Annotated in this window: 21 protein-coding genes; 5 read left to right on the forward strand and 16 right to left on the reverse strand. The window is 37.2% G+C overall.

Annotation, left to right across the window (positions count from 1 at the left end; all coding sequences use genetic code 11):
- Nucleotides 1-29: 29 nt before the first annotated feature.
- Nucleotides 30-917, reverse strand: a complete 888-nt coding sequence (locus tag R2R35_RS05545) for an AraC family transcriptional regulator (RefSeq protein ID WP_317733511.1) — start codon at nt 915-917, stop codon at nt 30-32.
- A gap of 361 nt (nt 918-1278) precedes the next feature.
- Between R2R35_RS05545 and R2R35_RS05550 the strand changes: the two genes are divergently transcribed.
- Nucleotides 1279-3864 carry an alpha-amylase family glycosyl hydrolase gene (locus tag R2R35_RS05550; RefSeq protein WP_317733512.1) on the forward strand — a complete coding sequence of 862 codons (2586 nt, stop codon included), beginning with the start codon at nt 1279-1281 and terminating at the stop codon, nt 3862-3864.
- A gap of 145 nt (nt 3865-4009) precedes the next feature.
- Here the strand turns inward: R2R35_RS05550 and R2R35_RS05555 are convergent, their stop codons facing one another.
- The 4 genes from R2R35_RS05555 to R2R35_RS05570 form a co-directional block, all read right to left on the reverse strand.
- Nucleotides 4010-4483, reverse strand: coding sequence for a hypothetical protein (locus tag R2R35_RS05555; protein ID WP_317733513.1), 474 nt, complete (start codon nt 4481-4483; stop codon nt 4010-4012).
- A gap of 272 nt (nt 4484-4755) precedes the next feature.
- Nucleotides 4756-5343: a uracil-DNA glycosylase family protein gene (locus tag R2R35_RS05560; RefSeq protein WP_317733514.1), complete on the reverse strand. Its 588-nt coding sequence runs from the start codon at nt 5341-5343 to the stop codon at nt 4756-4758.
- 550 nt (nt 5344-5893) lie between these two features.
- On the reverse strand, nt 5894-6727 hold the full coding sequence (locus R2R35_RS05565; protein WP_317733515.1) for an HAD family hydrolase: 834 nt from the start codon (nt 6725-6727) through the stop codon (nt 5894-5896).
- A 459-nt stretch (nt 6728-7186) separates the two neighbouring features.
- Entirely contained in the window at nt 7187-9217 is a 2031-nt protein-coding gene (locus R2R35_RS05570) for a glycoside hydrolase family 31 protein (RefSeq protein WP_317733516.1), read from the reverse strand.
- Between the two features lie 148 nt (nt 9218-9365).
- On the opposite strand from R2R35_RS05570, the gene R2R35_RS05575 reads away from it, so the two are divergent.
- Nucleotides 9366-10244: an AraC family transcriptional regulator gene (locus R2R35_RS05575; RefSeq protein WP_317733517.1), complete on the forward strand. Its 879-nt coding sequence runs from the start codon at nt 9366-9368 to the stop codon at nt 10242-10244.
- 61 nt (nt 10245-10305) lie between these two features.
- Here the strand turns inward: R2R35_RS05575 and R2R35_RS05580 are convergent, their stop codons facing one another.
- Nucleotides 10306-10959 carry a flavodoxin family protein gene (locus tag R2R35_RS05580; protein ID WP_317733518.1) on the reverse strand — a complete coding sequence of 218 codons (654 nt, stop codon included), beginning with the start codon at nt 10957-10959 and terminating at the stop codon, nt 10306-10308.
- Nucleotides 10960-11079: 120 nt separating this feature from the next.
- Here R2R35_RS05580 and R2R35_RS05585 point away from each other — a divergent pair, with 120 nt between their 5' ends.
- The gene (locus tag R2R35_RS05585; protein ID WP_317733519.1) at nt 11080-11457 is read left to right on the forward strand and encodes a winged helix-turn-helix transcriptional regulator; all 378 of its coding nucleotides are present in this window, start codon (nt 11080-11082) and stop codon (nt 11455-11457) included.
- Between the two features lie 94 nt (nt 11458-11551).
- On the opposite strand, the gene R2R35_RS05590 is transcribed toward R2R35_RS05585, so the two are convergent.
- The 3 genes from R2R35_RS05590 to R2R35_RS05600 form a co-directional block, all read right to left on the reverse strand.
- Complete coding sequence (locus R2R35_RS05590; RefSeq protein ID WP_317733520.1) at nt 11552-12271, reverse strand: LytR/AlgR family response regulator transcription factor; 720 nt, start codon at nt 12269-12271, stop codon at nt 11552-11554.
- Nucleotides 12272-12434: 163 nt separating this feature from the next.
- A complete protein-coding gene (locus tag R2R35_RS05595) occupies nt 12435-13304 on the reverse strand; it encodes a hypothetical protein (RefSeq protein ID WP_317733521.1) in 870 nt (289 codons plus the stop codon).
- A 330-nt stretch (nt 13305-13634) separates the two neighbouring features.
- A complete protein-coding gene (locus R2R35_RS05600) occupies nt 13635-15200 on the reverse strand; it encodes a hypothetical protein (protein WP_317733522.1) in 1566 nt (521 codons plus the stop codon).
- Between the two features lie 626 nt (nt 15201-15826).
- On the opposite strand from R2R35_RS05600, the gene R2R35_RS05605 reads away from it, so the two are divergent.
- A complete protein-coding gene (locus R2R35_RS05605; RefSeq protein WP_317733523.1) occupies nt 15827-16981 on the forward strand; it encodes a DJ-1/PfpI family protein in 1155 nt (384 codons plus the stop codon).
- Between the two features lie 68 nt (nt 16982-17049).
- Nucleotides 17050-17961, forward strand: coding sequence for an AraC family transcriptional regulator (locus R2R35_RS05610; RefSeq protein WP_317733524.1), 912 nt, complete (start codon nt 17050-17052; stop codon nt 17959-17961).
- 97 nt (nt 17962-18058) lie between these two features.
- On the opposite strand, the gene R2R35_RS05615 is transcribed toward R2R35_RS05610, so the two are convergent.
- The 7 genes from R2R35_RS05615 to R2R35_RS05645 form a co-directional block, all read right to left on the reverse strand.
- Entirely contained in the window at nt 18059-19006 is a 948-nt protein-coding gene (locus tag R2R35_RS05615) for an NAD(P)-dependent oxidoreductase (RefSeq protein ID WP_317733525.1), read from the reverse strand.
- A gap of 384 nt (nt 19007-19390) precedes the next feature.
- A complete protein-coding gene (locus R2R35_RS05620) occupies nt 19391-20155 on the reverse strand; it encodes a class I SAM-dependent methyltransferase (RefSeq protein WP_317733526.1) in 765 nt (254 codons plus the stop codon).
- Nucleotides 20156-20323: 168 nt separating this feature from the next.
- On the reverse strand, nt 20324-21433 hold the full coding sequence (locus R2R35_RS05625; RefSeq protein WP_317733527.1) for a GGDEF domain-containing protein: 1110 nt from the start codon (nt 21431-21433) through the stop codon (nt 20324-20326).
- Nucleotides 21434-21976: 543 nt separating this feature from the next.
- Nucleotides 21977-22687 (reverse strand): transglutaminase-like domain-containing protein, encoded by a 711-nt coding sequence (locus R2R35_RS05630; RefSeq protein WP_317733528.1) that lies wholly within the window; start codon nt 22685-22687, stop codon nt 21977-21979.
- 47 nt (nt 22688-22734) lie between these two features.
- Nucleotides 22735-23493, reverse strand: a complete 759-nt coding sequence (locus tag R2R35_RS05635) for a helix-turn-helix domain-containing protein (RefSeq protein WP_317733529.1) — start codon at nt 23491-23493, stop codon at nt 22735-22737.
- 59 nt (nt 23494-23552) lie between these two features.
- Nucleotides 23553-25976 (reverse strand): flavocytochrome c, encoded by a 2424-nt coding sequence (locus tag R2R35_RS05640; RefSeq protein WP_317733530.1) that lies wholly within the window; start codon nt 25974-25976, stop codon nt 23553-23555.
- Nucleotides 25973-26590 (reverse strand): NADPH-dependent FMN reductase, encoded by a 618-nt coding sequence (locus R2R35_RS05645; RefSeq protein ID WP_317733532.1) that lies wholly within the window; start codon nt 26588-26590, stop codon nt 25973-25975. The genes R2R35_RS05640 and R2R35_RS05645 overlap by 4 nt, the downstream gene beginning before the upstream one ends.
- Nucleotides 26591-26675 lie beyond the last annotated feature (85 nt).

A 26675-nucleotide genomic window follows, 5' to 3' on the forward strand; every position in this document is an offset into this window, starting at 1 on the left:
ACATTAACGGATAAGAACAAAAGGATTATTTAATCTAGTTTCCGGTATTTTTTTCGATAGCTTGAGGGGGATTCCTGAAATTTATGCTTGAACATGCGGTTAAAATAAGAGAGGTTATTAAAACCGGTATTGACCGCTATGTCTAAGATGGAACAGGAGGTTGTCAGAAGCTTTTCCTGCGCTATATTCAAACGATAGTCATTTAAATATTGAATGAAAGATGAGCCTGTGGTATTTTTAAAAAATCGCATAAAGTTAGAGGCACTGCTTCCATAAACCTTAGCAGCCTCCTGTATGGATATGGATTCTTCATAATACTCGTTAATGTAAGCCAGAACTTTTTTTAACCTGCCGACAGAAGTATTTAAATAATAGTTATCCGTATGGAGCATATTGTTTGAGGTTAACTGATAAATCATAAGCATGATCTGTGCTTTTACAGCCAGCTCATACCCCGGAAGCCTGGCATCATGGATTTGCTGCATTGTATTGATATATTCTGTAAGAAGAGTATTCTGGGAATTTTTAATATCAATAATTACCGGAAAATATATTTTATTTGCCAAAATGGGAAGCAGCGTATTAAGAGTGCTTTCATCTGAGGTATAAGAAAGTACCATTTTCAAATCAAATATGATATTCCTGTATACAAAGGGATGTCCTTGTAATTGTTCCATGGAATGCAGAATTCCAGGGGATATGAAAGCTATAGTCCCCGCTGTAACGACATAGGGTTTCAAATTGACGGTAATAACTCCTTTGCCTTCACTTACATGTATTACTTCTACCTCCCCATGGTAATGCAGGGGAAAATGAGAAAAAGTCTCCGGCATCCGTACTTTGTAGATAGTGAAAGGATATGTGCTGTTGCCATGACTTTTTTTCTCTTTGTAAAAAGCATAATTATTTTTCTCCATAAGATTCCCCCATCTATGCAGTATAATTTCCCGAACCAAAAGCCTGACTGCTGCTTCTATCCTTCCAAATGATAGTATTGTACAAATAATTCACAGGATATTGCAAGAAAACTCAGTATAAAATGCTATAATTATATTAATGCATATAACAAAACCAGTCAATATAAACAAAAGTATTGAAAAGACTTTCTTTTTCATTGTTTTATTCTAACGGTTGTATGGCCTGCGGGATATAGTCGGTAAAATGTAGCATCAACAGGCTGTCAATAAATAAAATGGCTGTTTCAAAAGGCATACTACAGGACAAGGTCTATCTATGCCATAAATTGCAGCCGCTAAAAAGGCAGGAGGTATAAAGAGAATGAAGAAAGGTTTCTGGAAAAAACTGACTTGCTATGTGCTGCTGCTTATCATTATGGTAACAGGACTGCTACTACCCGGCACAGTGCAAAAGATGCAGGCAGAAACAGTATCCTCGGTTACGGTGCATTATAAAGGAACATATACTGCACCCAACATCTATTACTGGAATTTAAACGGGGGAAGCAATACGCCGGTGACATGGCCGGGAGTACAAATGACACCTGAAGGTAATAATTGGTTTGGTTACACCTTTAGCAATACACAAAGCGTTAATCTGATCATTAACCAGAATAGCTCCCAGACAGCAGACTTGTACAGGACTTCCGGAGAATGGTGGTATAAGAATAACCAGTGGTATCCGTACAATCCGGATAGTACAGCTGAGTCCATTACAGTACATTTTAAAAGTCCCTGGGATGGTGCGAAGATATACTATTGGAATATTCAGCCTTCCGGCAATACAATAACCTGGCCGGGAACAGATATGACACAGGAGGAAAACAGTTGGTACAAGTATACTTTTTCCAATGCTTCACTGGTTCATCTGATATTTAATTATAACGGGAAGCAGACAGCCGATTTATCCCGGACAGCTGGTGAATGGTGGTTCAAGGATAATCAATGGTACGAGAAAAATCCTGAGGCGACCGTTACACCAACACCGACTAGCACGCCATCACCAACCATTACTCCCACACCAACCAACACACCAACACCAACCGTGACGCCGACAACAACCCCAACCATTACGCCAATACCGGAAAAAGGAATTGATTTCAGGGATGAAACCATTTATTTTGTTATGGTAACACGGTTCTATGATGGGGATTCCAGTAATAATGTGCATTGCTGGGACGAAGTTGCCGCTATGAAGAATAGTAATGATGCGGCCTGGAGAGGTGATTTTAAAGGCCTTATTGAAAAACTTGACTACATAAAGGCTCTGGGATTTTCGGCAATCTGGATTACTCCGGTGGTGAAAAATATGAGCGGCTATGATTACCACGGCTACCATGCCGTTAATTTTAATGAGATAGACCCTAGATATGAATCAGACGGTATAACCTATCAGGAATTGATTCATGCGGCACATGAAAAGGGTATAAAAATCATTCAGGATATGGTATTGAATCACACGGGGAATTTTGGAGAGGAAAATCTGTATCCATTGTTTACGAAGGATGAAACACAGGAAGATACTGCTGATGCACTTATTAGAATTGATGAAGAAAAACTTCCCGCTAATTATGATACCTTAACTCCGGCACAGCAATATCAGGCCAGAATAAATGCGATGAAAGAAGATTCCCTGGATACAGAAAATATCTATCATCATGAAAAAAGCTTAAGCTGGGAAGGCTATACGGTCCAGACCGGCCAGATAGCAGGGGATTGTGTGGATCTAAACACCGAGAATCCAGCCGTATCAAATTATTTGATTAATGCTTACAACCGCTATATAACCATGGGAGTGGATGCCTTCCGTGTGGATACGGTAAAACACATCTCCAGACTAACGTTTAATAAAGAATTCATCCCGGCTTTTAAAGCGGCAGGAGGCGAAGATTTCTTTGTGTTCGGGGAAGTAGCTACCAGGTACCGGCAGGTATGGAATAGCAATATTCCTGCAATTTCCACACCATTTTATACCTGGGCGGAAACCTCAGCCTACCCCTGGGGCAGTACCGCTAGAAATATGAATAGTGTTTTTCAGCACTGGAATGATAACCAAAATGTGAGTACCCAGCCTGTCAGCAGAAATCATTTGTTGAACGGCAATACTTATCACACTCCGGATAAAAGTATCTCATCCGGACTGGGTGTAATAGATTTTCCCATGCATTGGAACTTTAACAATGCCAGGGATGCCTTCCGCGTGGGAGTAGAGGGGGATCAATATTACAGTGATGCTACCTGGAATGTAACTTATGTGGATTCTCATGATTATGCACCGGATGGTGCGCCGGAAAACCAAAGATTTGCAGGCTCTCAGGATACCTGGGCAGAAAATCTGAACCTTATGTATACTTTCCGGGGAATTCCTAGTATTTATTACGGCAGTGAAATAGAATTCATGAAAGGTGCAGTGATAGATGCCGGGCCAACCAAACCTTTAAGTGAGACAGGCAGAGCCTATTTTGGGGACAATATCGAAGGCTCTGTAACTGTGACGGATTATGGCGAATATTCAAATGCAACAGGAACAATGGCAGCAACCTTAAACCATCCTCTTTCCCTGCATATCCAGAGGTTGAATAAAATCAGGCGGAATATCCCGGCGCTTAGAAAAGGGCAATATTCAACAGAAGGTGTATCGGGAGAAATGGCTTTTAAGAGACGTTATACTGATACGGACACCGGAGTAGACAGCTTTGCTCTGGTATCCATTACAGATGGTGCAACGTTCTTAGGAATCCCCAATGGCACCTATAAGGATGCTATCACAGGCGATGTAAAGGTTATAACAGATGGCAAATTAACCATATCCAGAACAGGAAAAGGCAATATGCGAATTTATGTCTTGGATCTGCCAGGTAATCCGGCGCCTGGAAAAGTCGGTAATAGCGGGACATATTTGAAATAAAATAAAGAAGAGAGTGAGTAATGTTTGTTTAAAAATCAGGGTCTGTCTGATTTAAAGGTAAGCCCTGATTTTTTTGACCCTTCATACTTTTGTGTACTGTTCTATCTGATCAACGAGCACCATGATGCCTGGACTATAATCCAGACTAAACTGATATATCCATTAAACCTATGGTAGTGTCTGTACCTGCTACATAACTATTTTTTTGACTTGTTCTTGCAGCATTATTCCAGGCTTCATTATATATGCCCCATAGTTCTGATTCACGGGCGTTTTCAGCTTTTGTTCCATAAGAAATCCATTTACCATTTGAGTAAGATGCCACCATTTCACCATTACTATCGTAAAATTCAGCATAAGATACATCTGATGCTTCTTTACAATACTTAACATTGCCTAACAGATAGTCTATCAAGTTAAGTGTTTTAGGTTGCGGATTTTTATTTTTGTATATTGCTGTTAATCCCTCTGTGATAATATTTTTTCTATCAGGAGAAACAACGGAGACATAGCTTTTTACTAAGCTTCTAAATCCAGGGGATTCCGATTGAAATTTTCCGGCAGACTGGTCTTTTTTTGCCTGCTCAATTATAGTCTCCCTGTATTTTTCATCGCTCATGGCAGGAGCTTTCCGAGTATTAAAGTTAAAATCGGTATAATCAGGCAAGGGTACATTCACGTTTTTCCTGGTGCCGGAGAATGTCCGACTTTGTGAAAAGGTGTTGTAACTGTTTATGCGCATTTCATATATCCTTTCTTACTATCCGGGTATCTATTGTTTTCCAATGCTTTGATATATTAGAACCTTTGTATTATATATCGGATTTTTCGATGGAAACTGTAGACTGGTTTGTCACATGTAATAAATTTAATCCGGCACAATACGAATGATTAATACATTCCTTCTAAGTTCTTATTCACAATCTCCTTTAGTACAGGTAATACTTCCATTTCAAACCATGGATTTTGCTTCAGCCAGCCAAGATTTAGAGGGGAAGGATGAACCAATGGGAAATATTCTGGCAGATACTTCTGATAATTTCTCACTGTTTCAGTTAAACTTTTCTCACGCTTTTTATCCAAATAGTACTTTTGTGCATAGCTTCCAATAAGAATTATGGTTTCAATGTTTGGCATTTCACTTAATAAACGCGGATGCCATTTTTCAGCAAAGCCCTTTCTTGGCGGGGCATCACCGCTTTTTGCTTTTCCCGGATAATAGAAATCCATCGGCAGATGCGCGATACGATCCGTATTATAAAATACCTCTCGAGATATCCCCAGCCACTCTCTTAATCGGTCACCACTTAGATCATTCCAAAACAATTGAGTTGCTTCTGCCTTACGTCCTGGCGCTTGTCCTACAATGGCAATGCGTGCCTCTGCGGAAGCTTTAAATAAAGGAGGAATTCCCATTGTGGTATAAGCTTCGTTCATTGCGTCTGTAATAATTTCTTGTTTGATCTTTTCGAATAGCATTCCATTCACTTCCATTATATTTAAGTTATTGTACGATATGCCGAACTCGTCAGGTTCTATTTCTCTCGATTATTCTTTCTGTGAATACTATCAAAAACGATTGAGGTAATAAGAGAACTTACACATGCAATCAGCAATAAGATACCCATTACAAATTTGCCCAATGATTCAAAGCCCTCGTTGGTTGCACTATACATGGTAATGAAATTGTATATCATAAAAAGAAACAATACAAATGCGGGAATATATTTTATATATCTTATTTTTTTGAACAATAGACTTAATATAAATGTAATTACGATTGATGCTAAGGATAATAAAATCAATACAAAAATAAAATTCATAAGAACACCCCCTTCTTTCTTCCTTTACGATTAGACGAATGAAATAACTGATATGTTCCCTAATGCTACTGTTACCAGTTACACTTCCTCTATTCTTATTTTACAGTATCATCATTCCAATTACAAATACCATTAGAAATAAGCAGTGGACAAGCTTTATAATTAGAGCCTTTTCACCCCATCTTTCATAACCTTAGGCTTTCTTCCTAAATTAAATTCAGCCTTTCAAACCCTTTATACAACCCATCTTTATCCACGTCATCCGTAATCATATCTGCCATCATTTTTATCTCTTCCCCACCACTTCCCATAGCAACACCAATTTCGCAGTACTCTAACATCGGGATATCAACTTTTGCATCACCAAAAGCTATAGTATCCTTTCTATCCGCACCCAAATATCTCAAAAGATGTTCTATGGCATTTGCTTTTGTAATATCCTTGACTCCCAGGTCACCAAAAAGTGCTTCTTCCCCTTTTCCACCCCAGGTTCCATTTTCCATATCTGGAAATTGCTCTTTCGTATCCAAATAATCCTTATAAGTAGGAAGGATATAACTGACTTTATTCAGATCTTTCCTATAAAGTTCTCCATCAAAGATCATTTCCGGGTAAATTGTGCGAACCGTTACCAGTTCTGATTGATCATTGCCTTTTCGTCTGGCATATTCTTTCATTGTCTTATCTGCCGCCAGTTCAAATTTTTCACTGGCAAATAATCCATTGTTGCTTTCTAAATAAAACTCCATCTTTTTTTCATGCAGCCAGTCAACGATTCGTCTGCATTGCTCTTCAGTTATTGTCTGATGCATAATCACCTTACCTTTGTCCTCTACGTAACTGCCATTACCTCCTATCATTCCATCCAGACCGATATCCCATATATTTTTATAGACCTCAGCCTTGCTTCTTCCTGTACTGATATAAACTTTATGACCATTTTTTCTGGCTCTTCTAATTGCTTCAACTGCTGAAGCCGGCAGGTTAGCCTCATAATCTACCAGTGTTCCATCTACATCTATGAAAATTATCTTTCCCATCTGATACTCCCTCTTTTCTTACATGTTTTTTTGATTAACTTTTAGTATGTTAAAATTATAATACATAAACAATAAGAATTCAGCCATTATCTCACCTGATTTTATAATAATCATACACCTTTATGTATCCAGTAGGTTATGCAATGAATTGAAAAGTATCAAAAGATTTGTCTGAAAACGGTTATTATCCTAATCCATTCATACCGATATATGTAAGAGTAAGTGACTTGGATTCTTTTCCGTATAAAGAGGCAGACACTTATTTCCTCTTTTATCATTCTAATTTCAAATAGGTGCCACGATTCTAAAAGCAATCTTTCGCTTTCTGAGCTTAAAACAAAAGCTGACAGATGAAGACGAGTAATTTACTCCTAGTAAAAAATAACTCAGGGTAATCAATTACTCCGGTTAATTTTTTACTCGTCTCTATCTGTCAGCTTTCTAAAATTTAAATACTTATTAATCTATCGTCTTGCGTTCAAATACGGGTGAATATTCAATTGGTGCATCAACTGATACCGTTATACCTCCGGTATAAACTTCCCCGGTAGAGGTCAATATCCACTTACCCGCTGGGAGATATACGTCTCTCTTGTATTCATTCAGATGAAGAATCGGCGCTACCAAATATTTGTCACCAAACATATACTGATCCTGAAGCTCCCAACATTTCTCATCTTCCGGAAATTCATAGAACATGGTACGAAGCAAGGGCGAACCATTTGTATGAGCTTCTTCATAAAGTTCTTTGATGTATTCATGCATGCTGATACGGATATCATAATATTTTTTCATAATTTTATAATTGTCTTCTCCATAACTCCATAGCTCATTTGGCTGGCCTGTATGAAGGTAGCCGCCACCCCAGTCTCTGTTATCCAGCGGTGGAATATTGTAAGGTCCTCTGTCCCCATGCATACGCAGTACAGCTGAATATACCGCGAACTGATACCAACGGATCAGCAGATTTCTGAAATCAGGATCATTTACATCATCTGTCATAAAGCCGCCGATATCTGTCGTCCACCAGGGAATGCCTGCAAGACCCATGTTCAGACCACACTGTAACTGGTCTGCAAAAGCCTCAAAGGTACTTGGCACATCACCGGACCAAACCACATTGCCATACTTCTGGGAGCCGGCCCATGCGCAACGAAGCAGATTTACAACAGGTTTATTTTCCTTATTCATCTCATCATAAAATAAACGGCTGTACATCTGCGGATACATATTGCTAATCCCCAAAGCAGGTCCATCACAGTATCTGTAATTTTCAAAATCGTACACACCGTAATCCGGTTCGGAATTATCCAGCCAGAAAGCATCGATGCCAAAATCGTAGTAATTTTTCTTGCATACTTCCCATACGTACTTACGTGTTTCAGGATTAAAAGGGTCGATTTCCACACAGTCGCCTTGATAATCATAGGTCTGCGCAGCACCGCGTTCTGTCTTGATCAGAAGTCCCCTTTCCATCATCGGGCCAAAGTTTTCACTCTTACGATCCACAGAAGGCCATACCGAAACGACAACCTTGATACCCATAGAGTGAAGCTCCTCCACCATTTCTTTGGGATTCGGCCAATACTGTGTATCGAATTTCCAGTCACCTTGTACTGTCCAGTGGAAAAAATCAATGACGATCTGATCAATCTTTATCCCTTCCTTCTGATACTGACGAGCAACTGTCAGAACCTCATCCTGGGTTCTATAGCGCAGTTTGCATTGCCAAAGCCCCATGAGGTCTTCCGGAAACCTATCAGCACGACCGGTAACAGCGGTATAGTTTTCCAGAAGCTGCTTTGGTGCATCTGCCACAGTAATCCAGTAATCCATGTCTTTTGTAGATCTTGCAATCCACTCAGTATAATTCTTTCCAAAGGTTACACTGCCTACAGCCGGATTGTTCCAAAGAAAGCCGTAGCCCAAGGAAGATACAGCAAAAGGAACAGAAATCTGAGAATTACGCTGTGCCAGTTCTAAAACACAGCCCTTTAAGTCCATATCATTTTGCTGATATTGGCCCATACCAAAGATTTTTTCTCCTTTATTGCTTTCAAATTTTACATTTAAAGAATAATCTGTTCCACCAATGATTCCCTTCCACTGACGGTTAATTACTTTTAAGCAACGGCTCTCTTTTGAAATAGTTCCGTCATACATACGGAAGTATTCACGAAGGAACAGCTTATCATTTTTATAAAACGAAATGATCCCCACAAAATTTACAACTACTTTAATACAACCATTGGTTATTGATGCAATTTCCCTCTGATCAATCGTTCCATCACCTACCCAATGAGCTTCCTTTTCAATTTTTACGATGGTATTCATGGTCTTAACATTTTCCGTTAATGCCCTGTCATTTCCACTAAACTTGCCAAGCATGGTAGTACGAACTCTGACAGAATCCTTACCCCAAGCTTCGATTCTTCCCATTTCACCATTTTGATAAAATACCAAGGCTCCATTATCCTCTAAAAATTTCATATTACCTCCGCCTGTATGTAATTGATTTTTTGGATTACAATGATATAATACTCTATAGATCATTACATTTCTTGTGAAATACTATATATTTTCGGTACTATTCTATGATTTAAGTTATAAATCCAATTGTTAACCATGGAGGTCAGATATGAATGATACGCTCATTGCATCTCAAGGTAATAAAGAACAGCGCCAGCACAGCTCGTCATTGATTCCCTACAGTATTTATGATTGCCAGATACCAGATTCTTTTCCTAACGTACCTATGCACTGGCATAGCGAGTTTGAAATTGATTATATCTTGCAGGGAAAAGGTGACTTCATCTGTGGAGATGAACACTTTCCGGTAAACCCTGGGGACGTAATTGTAATTTCTCCCAATATGCTGCATGCCGCTTATCCTTCTCCTAACAGGAAGCTGAACTATATTGCCTTTGTATTTCATGCCAGTATGCTCGGTATTGAAAGCAATGATCGCAGCAGTACTCATTGCATACGCCCTCTTGTCACAGGACAGCTGCGTGTAACTATGAAATATGATACAAGCCACCCGGATTATTCGGTTATCCACTCCCTTGCAGAGACAATTGTAAACTGTGCAAATAAAAACAATGCTTATGATGACCTTTTACTAAAAAGCATTCTGCTGCAACTTTTCTGGTATTTTGAAAAGAATGATAATCTGTCTTCCTTTCAGTACGATGATATCAGTTATTCCTCCCTAATCCGTCCGGCACTGGAGTATATGACCTATTACTATATGGATTCCATCACGATCAATGAACTTGCCGCCAAATGCTCCATCAGTTCAAGTCACTTTATGAACTCCTTTAAAAAAGCCGTTGGCTGCAGTGCGATTGAATTTCTGACCCATCTCAGGATTAAAGCCGCATGCACAGCGCTGACAGATACAACAGAGGACATATCAACGATTTCCTACAATTGCGGCTTTAACAACCTGTCTAATTTTAATAAGCAATTCAAAAAAATCACAGGGATTTCACCTAGAGATTACCGTAAACGATAATAGCGTTACAGCCTATTTTCACTAAAAAAGCAGTGCCTTTTTGGAGTCTGATGCTTCATTATTAGCTAATTGCCCTTTGAATCAATCGAGAACCGAGCTGAAAAGCATTTTCACAATCAATGGGAAATTGCTCTTCCTTTACTTTTTTCTTTTTATTTTCATCAAAAACAGTAACAACATATTTGGTATAGTCTTTAAATTGTAATGTATCATTTACGATTAAAGGTTCACAAGAACCAAAAAGACTTTCTAAACTTTTCTCTGCAAAGCTTAAAACTTGAAGATAGTTTGCTTCTATCATGTATTCTTTTGTGACGTTCATATTATAAATAAAACCAACTGGAAGCTTTTTCTCTAATAATCCTTTATAACCTTCTGTATAAGTTAAAATTGGAAACAGCAAGCGTTCCAAAAAGGAATGCATTTCACCAGTTACAGCATGAAAGTATATAGGCGAACCGAGCAAAAGGGCGTCGGCTGCTAAAATTTTCTCTAAAACAGGAGATAATTCATCTTTGTACGCACATTTACCATAGCTCTTTCCGCCCTTTAATTTACAGGCAAAGCAGCTCATACAACCTTTATAATCCAAATCATAAAGGTTGATAAGTTCTGTTTCTGCTCCTTGTAAGGACGCTCCTTCTAATGCATGCTCTAAAAGTACCGCCGTATTGGATTTTTTTCTTGGACTACCATTAATCGCAATTATTTTCATTATAGTACCTTCCTTTTTTTTATTAAACTGCTATAATGATTATACAAGCTGGAAAAATAAATAGAAGTACGCAACTTTTTCTGCCTTAGTATATACTTGAAACTATTAAGGAGATTTGCTATGTCAGATAAACAGATTCAATATGCTCCGGGATTACCTGCCGAAAATATATATGAGATTAAATGTCCGATTATTTATGCCCTTGATATCATAGGGCAGAAATGGAAGCTTCCGATTATGTGGTATCTTTTCGGGAAAGAAAAAACGAGATATAACGAATTGAAAAGAAGTGTAACTGGAATAACCAATATAATGTTGACAAAATCATTACGAGAGCTTGAAGAACATAATCTGGTTCATAGATTTCAGCATAATTCAGTACCACCTAAAGTAGAATATTCCTTAACAGAAAGAGGGAAAGCCTTACTGCCTACGTTAAATGAGCTGTATACATGGGGAGAAGAACAATACAATATTGATCAGGCAGGGCCAAAATAAGCCAAGCCAAATGAGAAAATGGCTAGAGTTGATTAGGTATGATAATCCAAATGGTTGTAATAAAATAAAAAAAGGGGATTGCGATAGCAAACTTTCAATCCTCTATTTTTGAAAGAGCTTCCTTAACAGCTCGATATCTTAATTTAGGGATTGATAGCTCATGTCCGGAAGTCAAAGCCATCCTATAGTTATTTGTTTTTATAATATGCCTCATATTTACAAGATAGCTTTTATGGATACGCAGAAATTTATTTTCCTTTAACAGCACTTCAATATCGTCTAATTTGGCATAAATGCTATATTCCGTTAATTCTGGTTCGAGTATATAGAAAATCAACCTATGCTTTTGACTCTCTATATATTCAATATTATCTAATAAGACACTTTTTTCTCCTCCAATAAATCTAAAATTCATCTTATCTGTTATTGATTCCAGTTTTTTAAAAAGCGCATCCAGACACTCAATAATAGAAACTTCTAATGTATCCTTCATGATATAACGAAATGCATCGACCTTGTATCCTTCCAGTGCATAATTGAAAAAATCAGTAACAAATATGATTCGGGTATCACTTCTGTACTCTCTTATTCTATAAGCAGTCTCAAGTCCATTAAATTCATCCATATTAATGTCTAAAAAGGCAATATCATATTTCATAATATCAGACCTTTTTTCACAAATCTCTTTTCCTGACGAAAATGTCTTTATCTCAACTTTATTGCTTAACAGATGCTCATCAAAATATTTGGTAATCAAGCTTTTCAATTGCTCCCTATAATATTTTTCATCATCACAAATCGCAATATAAATCACTTGTTTTCCCCTCCCCTAAAACCAACATATATAACTGTTCTTAATATAATTATCGGAGGATGCAAGGAAAATGTTTACAATTTTACAGAAGATTAATCCAGTTCGATTATTAACCCCCCTGCCTGAACGTCAGGGAACAAATACAGTATAAGCGATACATTGTTTATCTCGCTTTTACATCTAGAAACAAGTTCTTGATACTTTCAACAAACCCATTATCACGCATAAAAATACTCTTCATGAGATCATTTACCCCGCTTGATATTTCTACACTTCCTGCATAACTTTCCCAATTTTCATATTTTTCCTCAAATCGTTTTTGAAGCTCTTCTTTTACTTCTTTCATCATGTTATACACTTGATCTTTATACTTTTGCGGAAGAATTGAAGTTCCTTTAATCCAAGAGTCCCATGAAGACGTTTCTTTGGCACAAATATATCCTTTGACATTCTCCATGCAAAGGTCAAAGGCTTTATTTAAAAATTCCAGATCATCTTCCAAGGTAACATACCGTGGTTTTCCTTCTTCCGGGAAATTTGTATAAACTTCTCTCGTTCCATCTTTATGTCCCTGTACTATTTTATCATACATAATACCATAGGCTTCCAAGGTACTCTGAGCTACATCAAATAAATCATAACTCCTTTCTTTATCCTTAATAGATTCAATCCTTCCTCTTTCTAATTGTTTCATTTCTATGTAAAGAGAATATGAAACATCCATATCAAATTTACCTGATGCCCATAAATCTCCCTGCTCATCAAGACTAAGATAATCTTTTAATGACGACGGAGTATACCCCTCCAGATTATTTAAACTATTTCTGTATGCATTCTGACTCTCTTCTGAAATCGAAACTTTGATATAGCTCTCATTCCCCGGCATTTTGACTACTTTCTTCTGATTATATTGCCTCTCTGCAGTACACTCCTTTACTAACCAATTTGATGTAAGAGTCATTTCATGTATTTTCATTTTAATCTCTACCTCCATATTAATACTAGCACATGGATACGAAAGATCCATAATCATCATGATTGATATTTCTCTACATGTAGTCAAATGATGTTATAAGCCATCTTCCAGATATAAAATCATGATTTCATAATCCGATTTAATTTAGCTAATATAAATTTACCAACAGCCCTTAGTATCTATCTATAATATAGTTAGATACCAAAGTCTGTCAGCATTCTGCCACCAGCCTGGATACCATTTTCCTAACGAAAATCAGCTGATTTAGCAATACATTCTTTAACTAAATCAAAAATATAGTTTTATTCATAATTTATCCTATTTGACTATTGTGATTACTTCAAACTCTAATCACAAACTATCTGACAATACTTAAATATAAACTTACTAATTATAAGGTGGGAAAGGCTCTTCTCCATTATAATAAGGATAATAATATTTCATGGAATAAGGACGTGTAAACATCATACTATTTGATCCCTCTGCATAATCATAGAAATAATTGAAAAACTCGATGTCAACTAAATTCCCTGTGTCAGGGTCAATCAGTACAGTAGCATAATTCATATTCAAATGTAGATTATTTGCTGAATATGCGCCACTGCAGAAACAGTTTATGTTATAAAAATTTGATGCCGAAGATACTGATAGCTCTAGCAAATGTTTATTCTTTATTGGCATATTGCTCTTGCTACCACGTAAATAATATACGGTATCTGGAATGATTTGTTGCATTTCTGGATACTCTGCATATTGAGATTGATATATCTTAGCAACTATACCGCTTTTCTGAGTCATCGTAATATCATAAACTTGTGAGCCAGCTGAATTTGATGCATTCACATAATATGAATAACTGAGGTCTATCGGATTACCATTTACATAGTAATTTACTCCATTTGCATCTGTTTGGAATACAATTTTAGCCCCTTCACTGATAGCCAAATAAGTTGCACTACTATCATTAGCTAAATCAGCTATCTTATTAAATTTGACTGTATATGGCTGATCAGCGGAGTAATCCCCATTTAAGCTATGAACCATAAAATAGTAAGTACCCGCTGAGAACTTGGCTAAATTGCCTGATATACTATACGCTGTCGCTGAACCCGCTAAAAAGCCTGATTCATATCCATTAGCGCCCGTTATTGAATATCTTATAACCATTGGTTGTGTAATAGTAAACTTATATATATCATTATCATAAGGGCTGTCAATAACTCCCTCTATATTGGTATCAAATGGAATGCTAGTTGCTGTGGCAATGGAACCATTAACTTCATAATTTACATCTCTTGTACTATTATAGAATGCAAAAGCGAAATCTCCCACGCCCGTATATCCTGATACTGCAAAGTAATAAATTCCAGCTTCAAGGACATCATTATACCATTCTTGCACACCATTACCGGCATTTGCACTTCCGCCAATTAATCCCAGATTATATGTACTTGTATCTAATTGAAACATATATAAGTCCGCATCAAGATTGGATACCATCTGCAGTAAAACGGACACCGTACTCTTCTCATTTAATATAAAACCGTACCAGCGCATTTCATTTGATGTTAGTATAGAGCCTTGAAAAATATCCCCATTTTCTACAATATATGCATTATTAGGGTTTGTATTATCTGTTTCCGCAAGTACTGATTTTACAGAAGAACGCTCTCCCGGAAGACTCGAAACCGTTTCATTCGATTCTGAATATTTCCTTTCCATGATGTTTGGCTCCCTATCGTTAATATTTTCTATGGGAGCTATCTCTTTATAAATTTCTTGAACATCCATTGAACTTTGATTTTCTGGAATCATAACACTTTGTATCCCATCTACTGTTGCTGGAACAACCGGCACTCCGTTTTCGTCGTCAGCAAATGCATAAGCATTGTTTAACAGAATCATACAGAAAATCATGGTAAATGCTAATAATTTTTTTAAATTTTTTAACATATGTTTTCCTCCATAATAGTAAATTAGTTGACTTTATAAGCACTTCACTTCCGGGAAGCCTAGTAAATAAACTGACAACCGACTTAATAGTACATTGGATTCACCACCTTTCCCATTATTCTTATTTACGATTTTGCTTGCATAATCATCCTATGCCAGTTATTTGATTACAATCGTAACAAAAGCCATCATAAACCATTTTTTACGGTATTTAACACCTTATGTGTATTTTTTACAATATCATCAATATACTGTTTCAAAGTTAACCTTTCAATACCAATTACAATAATAAACCTTTTTCTGCAAAAAATGACTACCTTTATTTTTGAAGTACCATTCTCCGTTCCTTTCAGATTTACTCCAGCACACGCCACAAAGAACAGGAACAATACCAGGCATTCTGAACTATCTGTATCTTACTATAAATCTGCCTGTCATCATTTATTTAGTATTCAACTAAAGCCCTCACCATCATCTATAATTACCTTCATCAAAACACTTGCCTCTTTATGGATATATTAAGTTTAATTTTCCTGTTAATACACCGAATAGCACTGACAATCCGCTATTACAGGTCAAACGCCTATTTGCTAAACTATAGATATTAAAAGGAGGTAATAAAAATTATGAAAGTAATAAAAAAAGTGATTTGTTTTGCAATAAGTCTATCTTTGGTACTTGGAGCTTTTATATGTGGTCCAAGCAATACTGTCAGTGCAAAGGAATCATCCACAAAAAAGGTATTAATGGTAATTGCACCAAAGGATTTTGAAGACTGTGAAGTTGTTGAACCCATGGCTATCTTAAAGGCTAACGGTGCAAAAGTCACAATAGCCAGCATAACAACTGATACAGCGATTGGTCTTAATGGATTTAAAATAACACCAGATATCAAAATCAGTAATGCAAAAGTTGATGAATACGATGCCATCGTTTTACCAGGAGGAACAGGCGTTATAAGTAGTTTATGGGATAACGAAGAACTGAGAACACTGCTTCAGCAGTTTAATTCTCAAAACAAAATAGTAGCGGCTATGTGTGCAGCTCCCCCAGCTCTCGCGAAGGCCGGAATATTGAAAGGTAAAACAGTTACCATGTTTCCTTGGGAAGATGGAATAAAGGAACTTACCACAAGAGATGCCATATATGTTAATGAAGAGACTGTTACCGATGGAAATATTGTAACAGGCAAGAATCCAGCTGCCTCCAAAAGCTTTGGACTTGCTATCTGCAATGCTTTAAAAATCAGAAAATTCCCTAAAAACGTGCTTATGGTAGTAGCCCCTAAGGATTTTGAGGATGTAGAGTTCTTTATTCCCAAAACCTTACTTGAGATAAACGGAGCTAATATAACGGTAGCAAGCACTACATCAAAAGCGCTTGGGTTAAATGGATCAACCTATACCACTGATATTATGATATCCAATGCAAAAGCAAAGGACTATGATGCAATCGTTATCGTTGGCGGCACGGGAGTAATCAGTAGTCTGTGGGATGACAAAGATCTCCGGAAGCTAGTAAAGGATGCCAATAAGGAGAAAAAGATTATAGCTGCAATCTGCGCGGCACCGCCAGTTTTGGCAAGAGCCGGTATCCTCAAGGATAAAAAAGCAACCATGTTCCCCTGGAGTGATGGTATTAAGGAATTAACTAACAATGGTGTTAAATATATTGACAAAGAGGTAGTTGTATCAGGTAATATTATTACAGGAAAAAATCCAGATGCCTCCGTAGCTTTCGGATTAAAGCTATGTGAAGAGCTAAAAATACTTGGCAAATAATAGAAAATGTTATTTTTTTCCCCTGAGCAGTGATATAATGAAAGATATCATTGCTCAGGGGGTGTCGTATGAGTACATACTTTACAGAGGGTAGGGAATTTTATCCGGGCTATCAGTTTCCTATCTACCATACAACTGAAAATTGCTTCTCAGATGGTACAAATGAACGAGATCATTATAAAATGATATTTGTTATCACTGGTACCGGAATACTTACTCTTAATAACCGTAAGCAAATCATCGTAGCTCCGTCTGCTCTTTGCCTGAATGAGACAGATATATTTTCCTTGGAATCAGAAGTATCTCTTCAGTGTACAGCCGTCCTCTTTCATCCACAAATTATCAATCAACATTTTAATTTTCCTATACTTAAAGCATCTAATAATCAGCTGTCTGTAAATGAAATACAAGATCTATACTGGTTAAACCCGTTTTTAAGTAAAACAAATGATTTTATGGGCCTGATACATCTTGGTCCGAGCAATGCACACAGAATCAGTAACATTCTTGACAATATAAAGGATGCCCTGGATATTCAAAAGGATAATGATTGGCCCTGCAGGAGCAGAACCTATCTAATAGAAATGCTCTTTTTGCTATCAAGATTACTTATTATTGATGAAACCCTTGAAAGCGTAAAGCTTGATAAAGATCCTGGTGAAATCAAAGAGATAATACTGTATTTTTACACAAATTATATGAACAAAATAACCATACAGGAGCTTACCGGTAAATTTCATATCAACAGAACCTCGTTAACAGAAAGATTTCGTGAGATTACAGGTTATCCTGTAATGGAGTATCTTATTAGACTAAGACTGTATTTAGCGTCTAAGATGCTAAAAGAAACTCTATTACCTGTTTCTGAGATTATTGAGAGGGTTGGCTTTTCTGATTTAACCCACTTTGGAAGAATGTTCAAAAAGAACTTTGGTTATTCTCCTTCTGAGTATAGAACTATATATTGCACCATGCTTTAAAATATAAATGTCATTATCCCAAAAACAGCAATCTCCTAAATACTAAAATCAGTCTTGGTTCAACAAGCCTCCTTTTATTTCTGATAATTAAGTATTGCTATTTCAGCTGATTGAGCTTGTTTTCAGGCTCTTCGCCATTCTCTACACGTTTTATATTGTTCACAAAGAAATCATATCTTTTTTTATGGAATTTTAGCCCGTCAGGCATCCCTGCTGTATGTGGAGTAAGTATTACATTGCTCAGCTTCCGAAGTTCACTATTGGTTGAAAGCGGTTCCGCTTCAAACACATCCAGGCATGCACCTGAAATATCTCCATTTTTTAAAGCATCTATTAAGTCTTTTTCATTGACAATGCCACCACGGGCGGTATTGATAAAAAGTGCAGTATTCTTCATCTTCCTGAATACTTCTTTATCGATTAGCTGCCTGGTTTCTGGATTCAGGGATGCATGTACAGTTACTATATCTGATGTTCTTACAAGATAATCAAAATCCGTCAGCTTTACAAAATCCTCAGAATGTACAACAGCATTTCTAGCATATACCAGCACATTCATATCAAAAACCCTGCAAAACTCAGCTACTTTTTTACCAATAGCACCGAAACCTATAATTCCAATGGTTTTACCTGTTAATTCACTTCCGGTATAATCTAATTTACTTTCATCTATCTTGTTTTTCATGAAAGCATCAAGAAACGGTATATTTTTATAAAATGACAATATCAATGCCATTACGTGCTCGGCCACTGCCTTTGCATTGACTCCTGAAGCATTAGCAGCCCAAATGCCGAGTTGCGTGCAGGCATCGATATCTACATTATCGTATCCAGCACCCGTCTGGACTAATTTTAAATTTTTTGCGATGGAAAGTAGCTTGTGATCCACTTTGATATGTTCAGGTATGATTACCTGGCAATCTTTCATATGCTGCAACATTTCTTCTCCAGGCGGAACAATTACTACTTCCCAGTCATTCGGAAAATGTCTTGTAATAATTGATTTTGATATCTCGGTAAAATAACCGACTATAAGAATTTTCATTAACAAACCACCTTTCATGTTCTATATCCTACTACGTCCTCACTTATTAGTAAATTAAATAACATCCTTTTACAAACGGTGAAGGATTGCTAAATTTTTAACTTCTTTCCAAGTATTTTTTCCAGGTTAATTATACCACAAAACATTATTCGTATCCATTAATAAGCCAATTTCAGTTATTTTATATTAAAAGAAAGTATCAACTTTTGCTCTATGGATTGCTTTCGGAAACAATCATTGAACGCCTCCATTATGATATAAAAAAAGACTACAAAGCATTAAGCTTTATAGCCTTCCATAAATTATTTTTATTCTGTAAACTTTAATTTCAAGTGGAACATCGGTATCTTCCGGCTTCACCTTTAAAAATGTTTCTTAATAGTGTTATGGTTTTCTAGCCAGATACATTGTTATTTTATCATAAAGAGTTATCTTGTCACCAGCATCAAGAATAACTTTTCTTATACCCTCATAAAAATAGGTTTTGTCTGGTTCTTTGAGTGTTATATGATCACAGTGTGTTCCAATGAGCGAAACATAGTCATCGGCATTATACTCTCTAGTTTTGAGGTATTCGCGGCGTTGGAGATTAACAAAGCCATACTTATCACGACCATCATAATCCAGGCGGCACTTGTATTCCGTTTCTGGGTGAAAATACTTAGCATATACTTCCTGAATTTGAGAGAATAGCGGTTCATCGGTATATCCACCGCCTGGCCGTATATCTGGCCGCATCATAAACATAGCAAAGGCTCCACCACTTTTTAATATATCATAGGCTTTAGGGTAACCTATTTTTTCCGGTATCCATTGAAATGCTGCTGCCGAATATACGAGATCAAATTGTTCCCTTCCAAAAGGATATGTTTCAAAGTCAGCATTGACAATATGAAAATTTTCATAAGAATTGAATTTTTCTTTCATTATCTCACTAAAGGACTCCCCCAATTCGATTGCCTTATAAGAACACCCTGTTTTTAAGATAGGTTCGGTAGCTTGACCTGTCCCAGGTCCAATCTCAAGCACTTCACTACTTGAATCGAGCTTTGCGTATGTGATTAGGTCTGCAAAAAGTTCCTCACAATAACGAGGCCGCCATTTGTCAAATTGTTCTGGTACCTGCTCAAAAATAGTTCTAAAATCCATAACACACCTCCACAAAATATATTAACGAAATAATAATAATGACCTGCTCATATTATTTTTATATCGACTATGACTATATTAGATAATATCACTGCCATCCTTATTCATAACCTTGACCTCTCCTTACTCATTTTCATAAATTCCTCAAAACTTAATTATAACAAATACTTACACCACCCGATTTCTCCCCTCTGCCTTTGCACGATACAGCGCTTTATCCGCCAGCTCCAGTAAACGAATACTTGTATCCGCATTTTCAGGTGTTATAGAAGCCACCCCCAATGAAACAGTTAGAATGTCCATATTATCGTCCCTGCCAAGATGAGGTATTTGCAATATTATAACCTGTGTTCTTATGTTCTCAGCAATCTTAAGAGCCTCGACTTTATCCGTTTTGGGTAATACAACAACAAATTCCTCTCCACCATAACGTCCAACAAAGGCAGACGTACTTAGCATGTATTGGTTGATACACTGAGCTACCTCTCTAAGACAAACATCTCCCTTACTATGACCGTATGTATCGTTATATTGTTTGAAATAATCAATATCGATCATAATTAAGGATATCATCTCTTTCGAGAGCATCGCACTGTGCCACTCATGCTCTAATGTCTCACTAAAAGCCAATCGATTATTAATTCCCGTTCCAACATCTGTGTGAACATACTCTATTAGCTTTTGATTTGCCAGATTCAATTCTTCAACTAATTTTTTATTTTGAAATAATTGCAATCTTGCTTTATAGTTTAACAAAGAAAAAATAAAAGCAAATACCATTGCAATAGTAGAATTTACGGTAATTTCCACTATAATAACATTATCATGTACCAAATAAGCGTTAATGAGTAAAAAAACAATATGATTAACTCCAAATAAAATAATACTATATTTCGGTTTTAGATATGCGATTGTAGCAAGTCCCATGAGCGCAATGATATAAGGGGTATAATTGGGAGATACTTGATAACCCTCAAAATTCGTATATTGTGCCCAAATCAAGCAAACTATCATAAAAAATATATGGACAGCTCCTATATATCTTTTATTCTTTTGAAAATGTAATAACGATAGACCTATCAAACCTATGAATATAAACAACAAATTTAAATACATTTGCTGATTAAAAAATATAAATTTCCAAGAAACATATAAACTCATCGGAATAATCAGTATAAGCAGTACGAATTGGCACCTCCGATTGTTTGAATATACAATTTCTTTGTCGATTTCTTCCTGGTATTCTTGCTTAATATGTCCTTTTAAAAATTCATTCAAAAAGTGTCTCACTTTTTAGCATCCCTTCTACTTATCAAACCTCATAAATCTGAATATAATCATCATCGATTTTATCTATATCGCTTCCAACCTTTGTACCATAAAATAGCCTATCCATTTCGTTACCCTCTAAATTGTATCTATTTAATAGAATAACATGTATGTTCATTTTATTGTGATACTGTTTTCTTCACTAGAATTCAATACATTTCTCATTGCTCATACTTCAATTATATACCACCCTATTTTACTAATCAAACATAAACACAAATTTCCAGAGCATAACTCACCTTATACAAAAACAATCTTTCAATAACAGGTTATCATTCCTTTCTGCCTTCTTGACTCAAAAATTAGTTTTTACATCTAAAAAAAAGACCGCCCATTCTCAATTAGCTTGAAAATAAACGGTCTCACGGCATGTTCTTATTTTAGTGGAATATGAAACAAAGATGCTTTAGCCTGGTATCCCCTTAGCACAAATATGGTGCTCATAGTTTGAACTTTTTTAATAGATGGCCATCAAGTAGTAAATTATTTTTATCACTTCTTGGAATTATTTTCCCTTATTCCAGATACATTTCGGTTCATAAGTTTTCTGGCAATATTCTGAAAAATCCATTTCTTTAATGGTGAAAATTCCTGACGATGCTTTCGAAAGAATTCATCCGGTGAGTTAAATATACCAAAATCCCGATTTATCCCTTCTTTTTGTATATAAGTATCATTTTTATTCCAGTCGATTTGTGGTTTTTTAAAATCATTGGTTGCTACACCATAACCACAGAAGCTTCCATTGCATTCAGAAAACTTTTCCTGGAGTTTATTTAAATAAGGAACATCAAGTATGAACCCCTCAATATTCAACCATTTCTCTTCAAAAAATATTTCCGCCCAGCTATGCACAATATTTTGAGGCGCCAAGCGATATATAATTCCTGTCATAGCACCCTTCTGGAGCATTTTATCAATCGTAAACCCATGAGTTCGGCATGGGATACCAACTGCTCTTAACAATGCCATAAATAAAGTACCTTTTGTATTACATTGACCATAACCATCTTCTAGAACTTCACTTGCTTTTATGATATCATCAACATTATAGCCGAATTTTATTTCATCTCTGACAAAATTATATATCTCAAGTATTTTTTGAAACGCATCTTTATCCTTCCATTTCCTGTCCACCACTAACTGCTGTATTCCATTACTATTATAATCAAGCATAGGTGTTGCCTGTAGATACTCTTTCATAATATGACCTCCTTGTTATATTTGATAATCATATTATACCGAGATTTTTACAGGCTTACTTTCAAAAATCTGCTATCTGTGATAATATCCCTTGCTGACATTCCTGTGATTTTTTTATGAAAAGAAGCAAAATGTGAGGAGGAATCGAATCCTGATGCTATTGCTGCCTGGGTTATATTTTCTCCATTAAATATCTTTTGGTATACTCTTTGCAGCTTGTGAAGAACTATATAGCTTTTCAAGGAAATTCCGGTTTCTTTTTTGAATAGATGTGAGAGGCGGCTTTCTGATAAAGACATTTCTTTGGCAAGGTAGTTCACCAGGTGAAGTGCCTCCTCACAATCGCAAGCATCTATCCTCCTTAAGAGCAGCTCTATTCTTTGATCATATTTCACCGGCGGATATTTATCAAACGAACGAATAATGTTTTCTATCAGCATCGAATAGTTATGGCTTTCCCCATTATGGATTACATTTAACAGATATCTTTGAAGCTCGGCTGTTCTATCCTCAGGAATTATATAATAAGGGTTCTCATTTAGAAAGCAAATTCTTAAAGATCGTCCCAATTGGGTTGTTGGATCCACTAACATTGTAAAATGAACTGAGTTGCCGGAATAAAACTCATGTATTGTATTCATATTAACAGCTATGGCTCTGCAACTTATTCTTTGTCCCTCAACGTTAATTAGAAGCTCTTCCTCGACACTGATAAATAGCTGTAGCAGCCAATGCTTATGCAAATCTGCTTCAATGCAATTTGATATAGCGCCATAATGTTGTCCACACATAAAAATATCATTCATTTGCATCACCTTTGCTCTTATATTATACATTATATTAAAAGTCAATACGTGGCTTAGCTTTATTTGAGCTTATCAACGGCAGTTTTACCTGCAATTCGTCCGAAGGTAAATATATCCGTTAAAGCATTGCCACCCAGGCGATTACCTGCATGAATACCTCCTGCAACTTCTCCGGCTGCATAAAGATTCTTGATAGGCTTTCCGTTTTCATCTAATACGCAGGCACTGGTATCTATTTTCAGGCCTCCCATGGTATGATGTACGGCTGGCTTTCTGGGTGTCGCATAGAAGGGTGCTTTCTCCACCTTTAAGCTAAAGGTATCCTTATGGAATTCAGGATCAAAGCCCTGCTCCACATAGGAATTATATTTCTCAACGGTAGCTTTAAGGATTGCAGGCTCCATACCGACTTTCATTGCCAACTCTTCTATGGTATCCGCTCTGAATAAGGTACCAGCCTCTACCTGCTGGTCTATTTTCTCCTGGCTCGTATTGGCTGCGGTTTTCTTTATCTCATCATCAGCAATTAAGTAGAACAGACCTCCCTGATCAATGGCAGCTTTTGTTAACACATCTCTTCCGGAAAATTCATTGATAAATCGTTTTCCTTCTAGATTGACGATTACGAAATTTTCAGGTGGTACCTGAAGTCCACTGAATAGCTCACCGGTCTCAGGATCAGCCACAGGCATCATCTGCGTAAATCCCATTCCAGTCAGTGCTGCTCCTACCGTTTTACCAAGCTGTATTCCATCACCTGTCATAGCATAGGAATTCGTTGTCCTTATATCATCATCAATGTGGCTCCAATAAGTGTTATATTCCTTCAGCATCTTTGTATTTGCGCCAAAGCCACCACTTGCAAGAATAACTGCCTTCGCGTGTACTGTTAGCTTCTGACCATTGACTCCTGTTGCTATTACTCCTTTTATTTCCCCGTTCTCTATGATAAATTCCTTTACAGGACTGTCCGTGATAATCTTTCCAGAGCATTCCTCTACATATTTACTAAGAGCAAGTATAAATGCAGTACCATAGCTTTTCACAGGCTTATGACCTCGGCGCCAGAGAGCACCAACGGGCGCAAATACGATGCTCTTATCATACTCGACACCTATTTCCTCCAGCCAGTTTACACTCTCTAAGGCTCTGTCTGTCAGAATTTTTACCAGGTCGTACTGTCCGTATATGGTGTTGCCATTTAAGTCCGTTCTTTTTCCGCCAAAATATGTCTGTATTCTGTGAAGAAGCGGTGAGTCAAATAGATGCCCTTTTTGTGTTCCAAACTTATTCTGGTAGGCAGCAAAATCTTCCTTCAATGCTCGGAAATCCTCCAGATATTCTGCGTGGATCTCTCTTTCATCTGTACTTAATAGTGCTTCAAGAGTATGTCTTTCTCCCGGATTCTCTTCAAACCTCATCTGCCACTTCGGATCTGCTGCATTGACAGGACCGCCGGAACGTATGGTATTTCCACCCACTGCCGGGTATTTCTCAAGAACAATTGCACTGCAGCCATTCTGTAAAACAGTAGCCGCTGCACTTAGTCCAGCGCCTCCTCCGCCTACAACGACAACATCACAAGTATATTCTTCATCTTCCCGGATCCGGCTGCTGGCAGGCTTGGGCCGTCTCTTAAGGATATCCGGATTAACGCCTGCAAGCTTCACGGCTTTTGCCACACCGTCGATGACACCATGACTGGTTTCAGATGCCCCTGAGAGCGCATCCACATTTAAGGTCTGCCCTTCAAGGATTTTATCCGGTATTCTTACAAACACCACATCAGCAATTCCTTCTGTTTCTCCTTTGGTGTCTATCTTTATGCTTTCGATTCGCTTTTCACTAAAGGATACTTTCATTGGAAGATTTCCGCTGTGTCCAATTGCATTTACCTCATATTCCCCAGGCTCAAAGGAAAACTCCTCTTCCTCATTCAGCTGATTAGAAATTTTAGCAAAACGCAGAAAGCGCAAAAAGCATATCTCCAGGAAATCTACCGTACCTTCATTGTTCAGATTACCGGCATCGTCAAAGGCAGTATTTGCTCTGCCAAGTAAAAACTCGTATCCCGGCATAACATTGGCATCCACACCTGGTGCATCGAGAATCTGACGAAGATGCAGCTGCGCACGAGAGGAACCCTGCGTTCCAAGAGAAGCACCTACTATCATGACCGGTTTGCCAGCCAGTGGATGGAGATCAAAGCTTAACCATTCAATCAAGCTTTTAAGTCCGGATGGTATTGAATGATTATATTCAGGAGTAGCCATAATAACACCATCACAGGCAGTAATCTTATCATTGAACCTCTGTATTACTTCGCCGTAGGACTGATTATCGGATTGATTAAACATCGGAACATCTTTAATCTCAAGGAGCTCTATTTCTGCTTTTGATTCAAAGTGTTTTTTCATAAACTGAAGGAGCTTACGATTATATGATTGTTTTGCATTCGTTCCAACAATAGCTATTAACTTCATTGTAATTTATCCTCCTGCTCTTGCCAAGTATATTTTTTTACTTTTTTATTCAGAACTTTCTCTTTGAGAAGTCTTGATGTGATATCCGTAAAGAGAACAAACTCTCTGAATATTTCCTCAAGCTCTGACACCTTATCTGAATAGATGAGATTTCCGGAACTATCAAAAGCACTCTGAGATTTTCCCAAAAGGAACTCACTGCTTGGCATAATTCTGGCAGCAAGCTCCGGGGAGTCAAGAATCTGCCTGAGATGCGCCTGTGCTCTTGAGGAACCAAGAGTACCATGAGATGCTCCCACGATTAAAACAGGCTTATCCGTAAGTGCCTGACTCGTGTAGCTGATCCATTCCAGAGCGCTCTTTAAAACTGCAGGTATTGCATGGTCGTACTCTGGCGTTGCTATAATAATACCATCGGCTTTCAAAATTTTATCAGATAACACCGCTACTTTCTCCGGAACCTCGGAATCCTCTGGCTCCATAAAAGCAGGCAGCTCCTTAATTTCATATACTTCAATCTCTGCCTCCGGGGAAAAGTGCTTTTGCATAAACTGAAGCAGTAAACGATTCGTTGACACCTCAGAATTAGTGCCTACGATTGCTAAATATCTCATAGTAATCTCCTTCCTGTATATTAAGTTACCACAATAATGATCATGTGTTTGACATTATTTTAACATACTGCATTTATATTATCTA

It is taken from the genome of Anaerocolumna sp. AGMB13020, assembly GCF_033100115.1.
Classification (GTDB): Bacteria; Bacillota; Clostridia; order Lachnospirales; family Lachnospiraceae; genus Anaerocolumna.

Excerpts from the sequence above, each read along its gene's own strand:
- R2R35_RS05545 (WP_317733511.1), bottom strand. The coding sequence starts at position 917 with ATGGAGAAAAATAATTATGCTTTTTACAAAGAGAAAAAAAGTCATGGC.
- R2R35_RS05550 (WP_317733512.1), top strand. The coding sequence starts at position 1,279 with ATGAAGAAAGGTTTCTGGAAAAAACTGACTTGCTATGTGCTGCTGCTT.
- R2R35_RS05555 (WP_317733513.1), bottom strand. The coding sequence starts at position 4,483 with ATGAGCGATGAAAAATACAGGGAGACTATAATTGAGCAGGCAAAAAAA.
- R2R35_RS05560 (WP_317733514.1), bottom strand. The coding sequence starts at position 5,343 with ATGCTATTCGAAAAGATCAAACAAGAAATTATTACAGACGCAATGAAC.
- R2R35_RS05565 (WP_317733515.1), bottom strand. The coding sequence starts at position 6,727 with ATGGGAAAGATAATTTTCATAGATGTAGATGGAACACTGGTAGATTAT.
- R2R35_RS05570 (WP_317733516.1), bottom strand. The coding sequence starts at position 9,217 with ATGAAATTTTTAGAGGATAATGGAGCCTTGGTATTTTATCAAAATGGT.
- R2R35_RS05575 (WP_317733517.1), top strand. The coding sequence starts at position 9,366 with ATGAATGATACGCTCATTGCATCTCAAGGTAATAAAGAACAGCGCCAG.
- R2R35_RS05580 (WP_317733518.1), bottom strand. The coding sequence starts at position 10,959 with ATGAAAATAATTGCGATTAATGGTAGTCCAAGAAAAAAATCCAATACG.
- R2R35_RS05585 (WP_317733519.1), top strand. The coding sequence starts at position 11,080 with ATGTCAGATAAACAGATTCAATATGCTCCGGGATTACCTGCCGAAAAT.
- R2R35_RS05595 (WP_317733521.1), bottom strand. The coding sequence starts at position 13,304 with ATGATTATGGATCTTTCGTATCCATGTGCTAGTATTAATATGGAGGTA.
- R2R35_RS05600 (WP_317733522.1), bottom strand. The coding sequence starts at position 15,200 with ATGTTAAAAAATTTAAAAAAATTATTAGCATTTACCATGATTTTCTGT.
- R2R35_RS05605 (WP_317733523.1), top strand. The coding sequence starts at position 15,827 with ATGAAAGTAATAAAAAAAGTGATTTGTTTTGCAATAAGTCTATCTTTG.
- R2R35_RS05610 (WP_317733524.1), top strand. The coding sequence starts at position 17,050 with ATGAGTACATACTTTACAGAGGGTAGGGAATTTTATCCGGGCTATCAG.
- R2R35_RS05615 (WP_317733525.1), bottom strand. The coding sequence starts at position 19,006 with ATGAAAATTCTTATAGTCGGTTATTTTACCGAGATATCAAAATCAATT.
- R2R35_RS05620 (WP_317733526.1), bottom strand. The coding sequence starts at position 20,155 with ATGGATTTTAGAACTATTTTTGAGCAGGTACCAGAACAATTTGACAAA.
- R2R35_RS05630 (WP_317733528.1), bottom strand. The coding sequence starts at position 22,687 with ATGAAAGAGTATCTACAGGCAACACCTATGCTTGATTATAATAGTAAT.
- R2R35_RS05635 (WP_317733529.1), bottom strand. The coding sequence starts at position 23,493 with ATGAATGATATTTTTATGTGTGGACAACATTATGGCGCTATATCAAAT.
- R2R35_RS05640 (WP_317733530.1), bottom strand. The coding sequence starts at position 25,976 with ATGAAGTTAATAGCTATTGTTGGAACGAATGCAAAACAATCATATAAT.
- R2R35_RS05645 (WP_317733532.1), bottom strand. The coding sequence starts at position 26,590 with ATGAGATATTTAGCAATCGTAGGCACTAATTCTGAGGTGTCAACGAAT.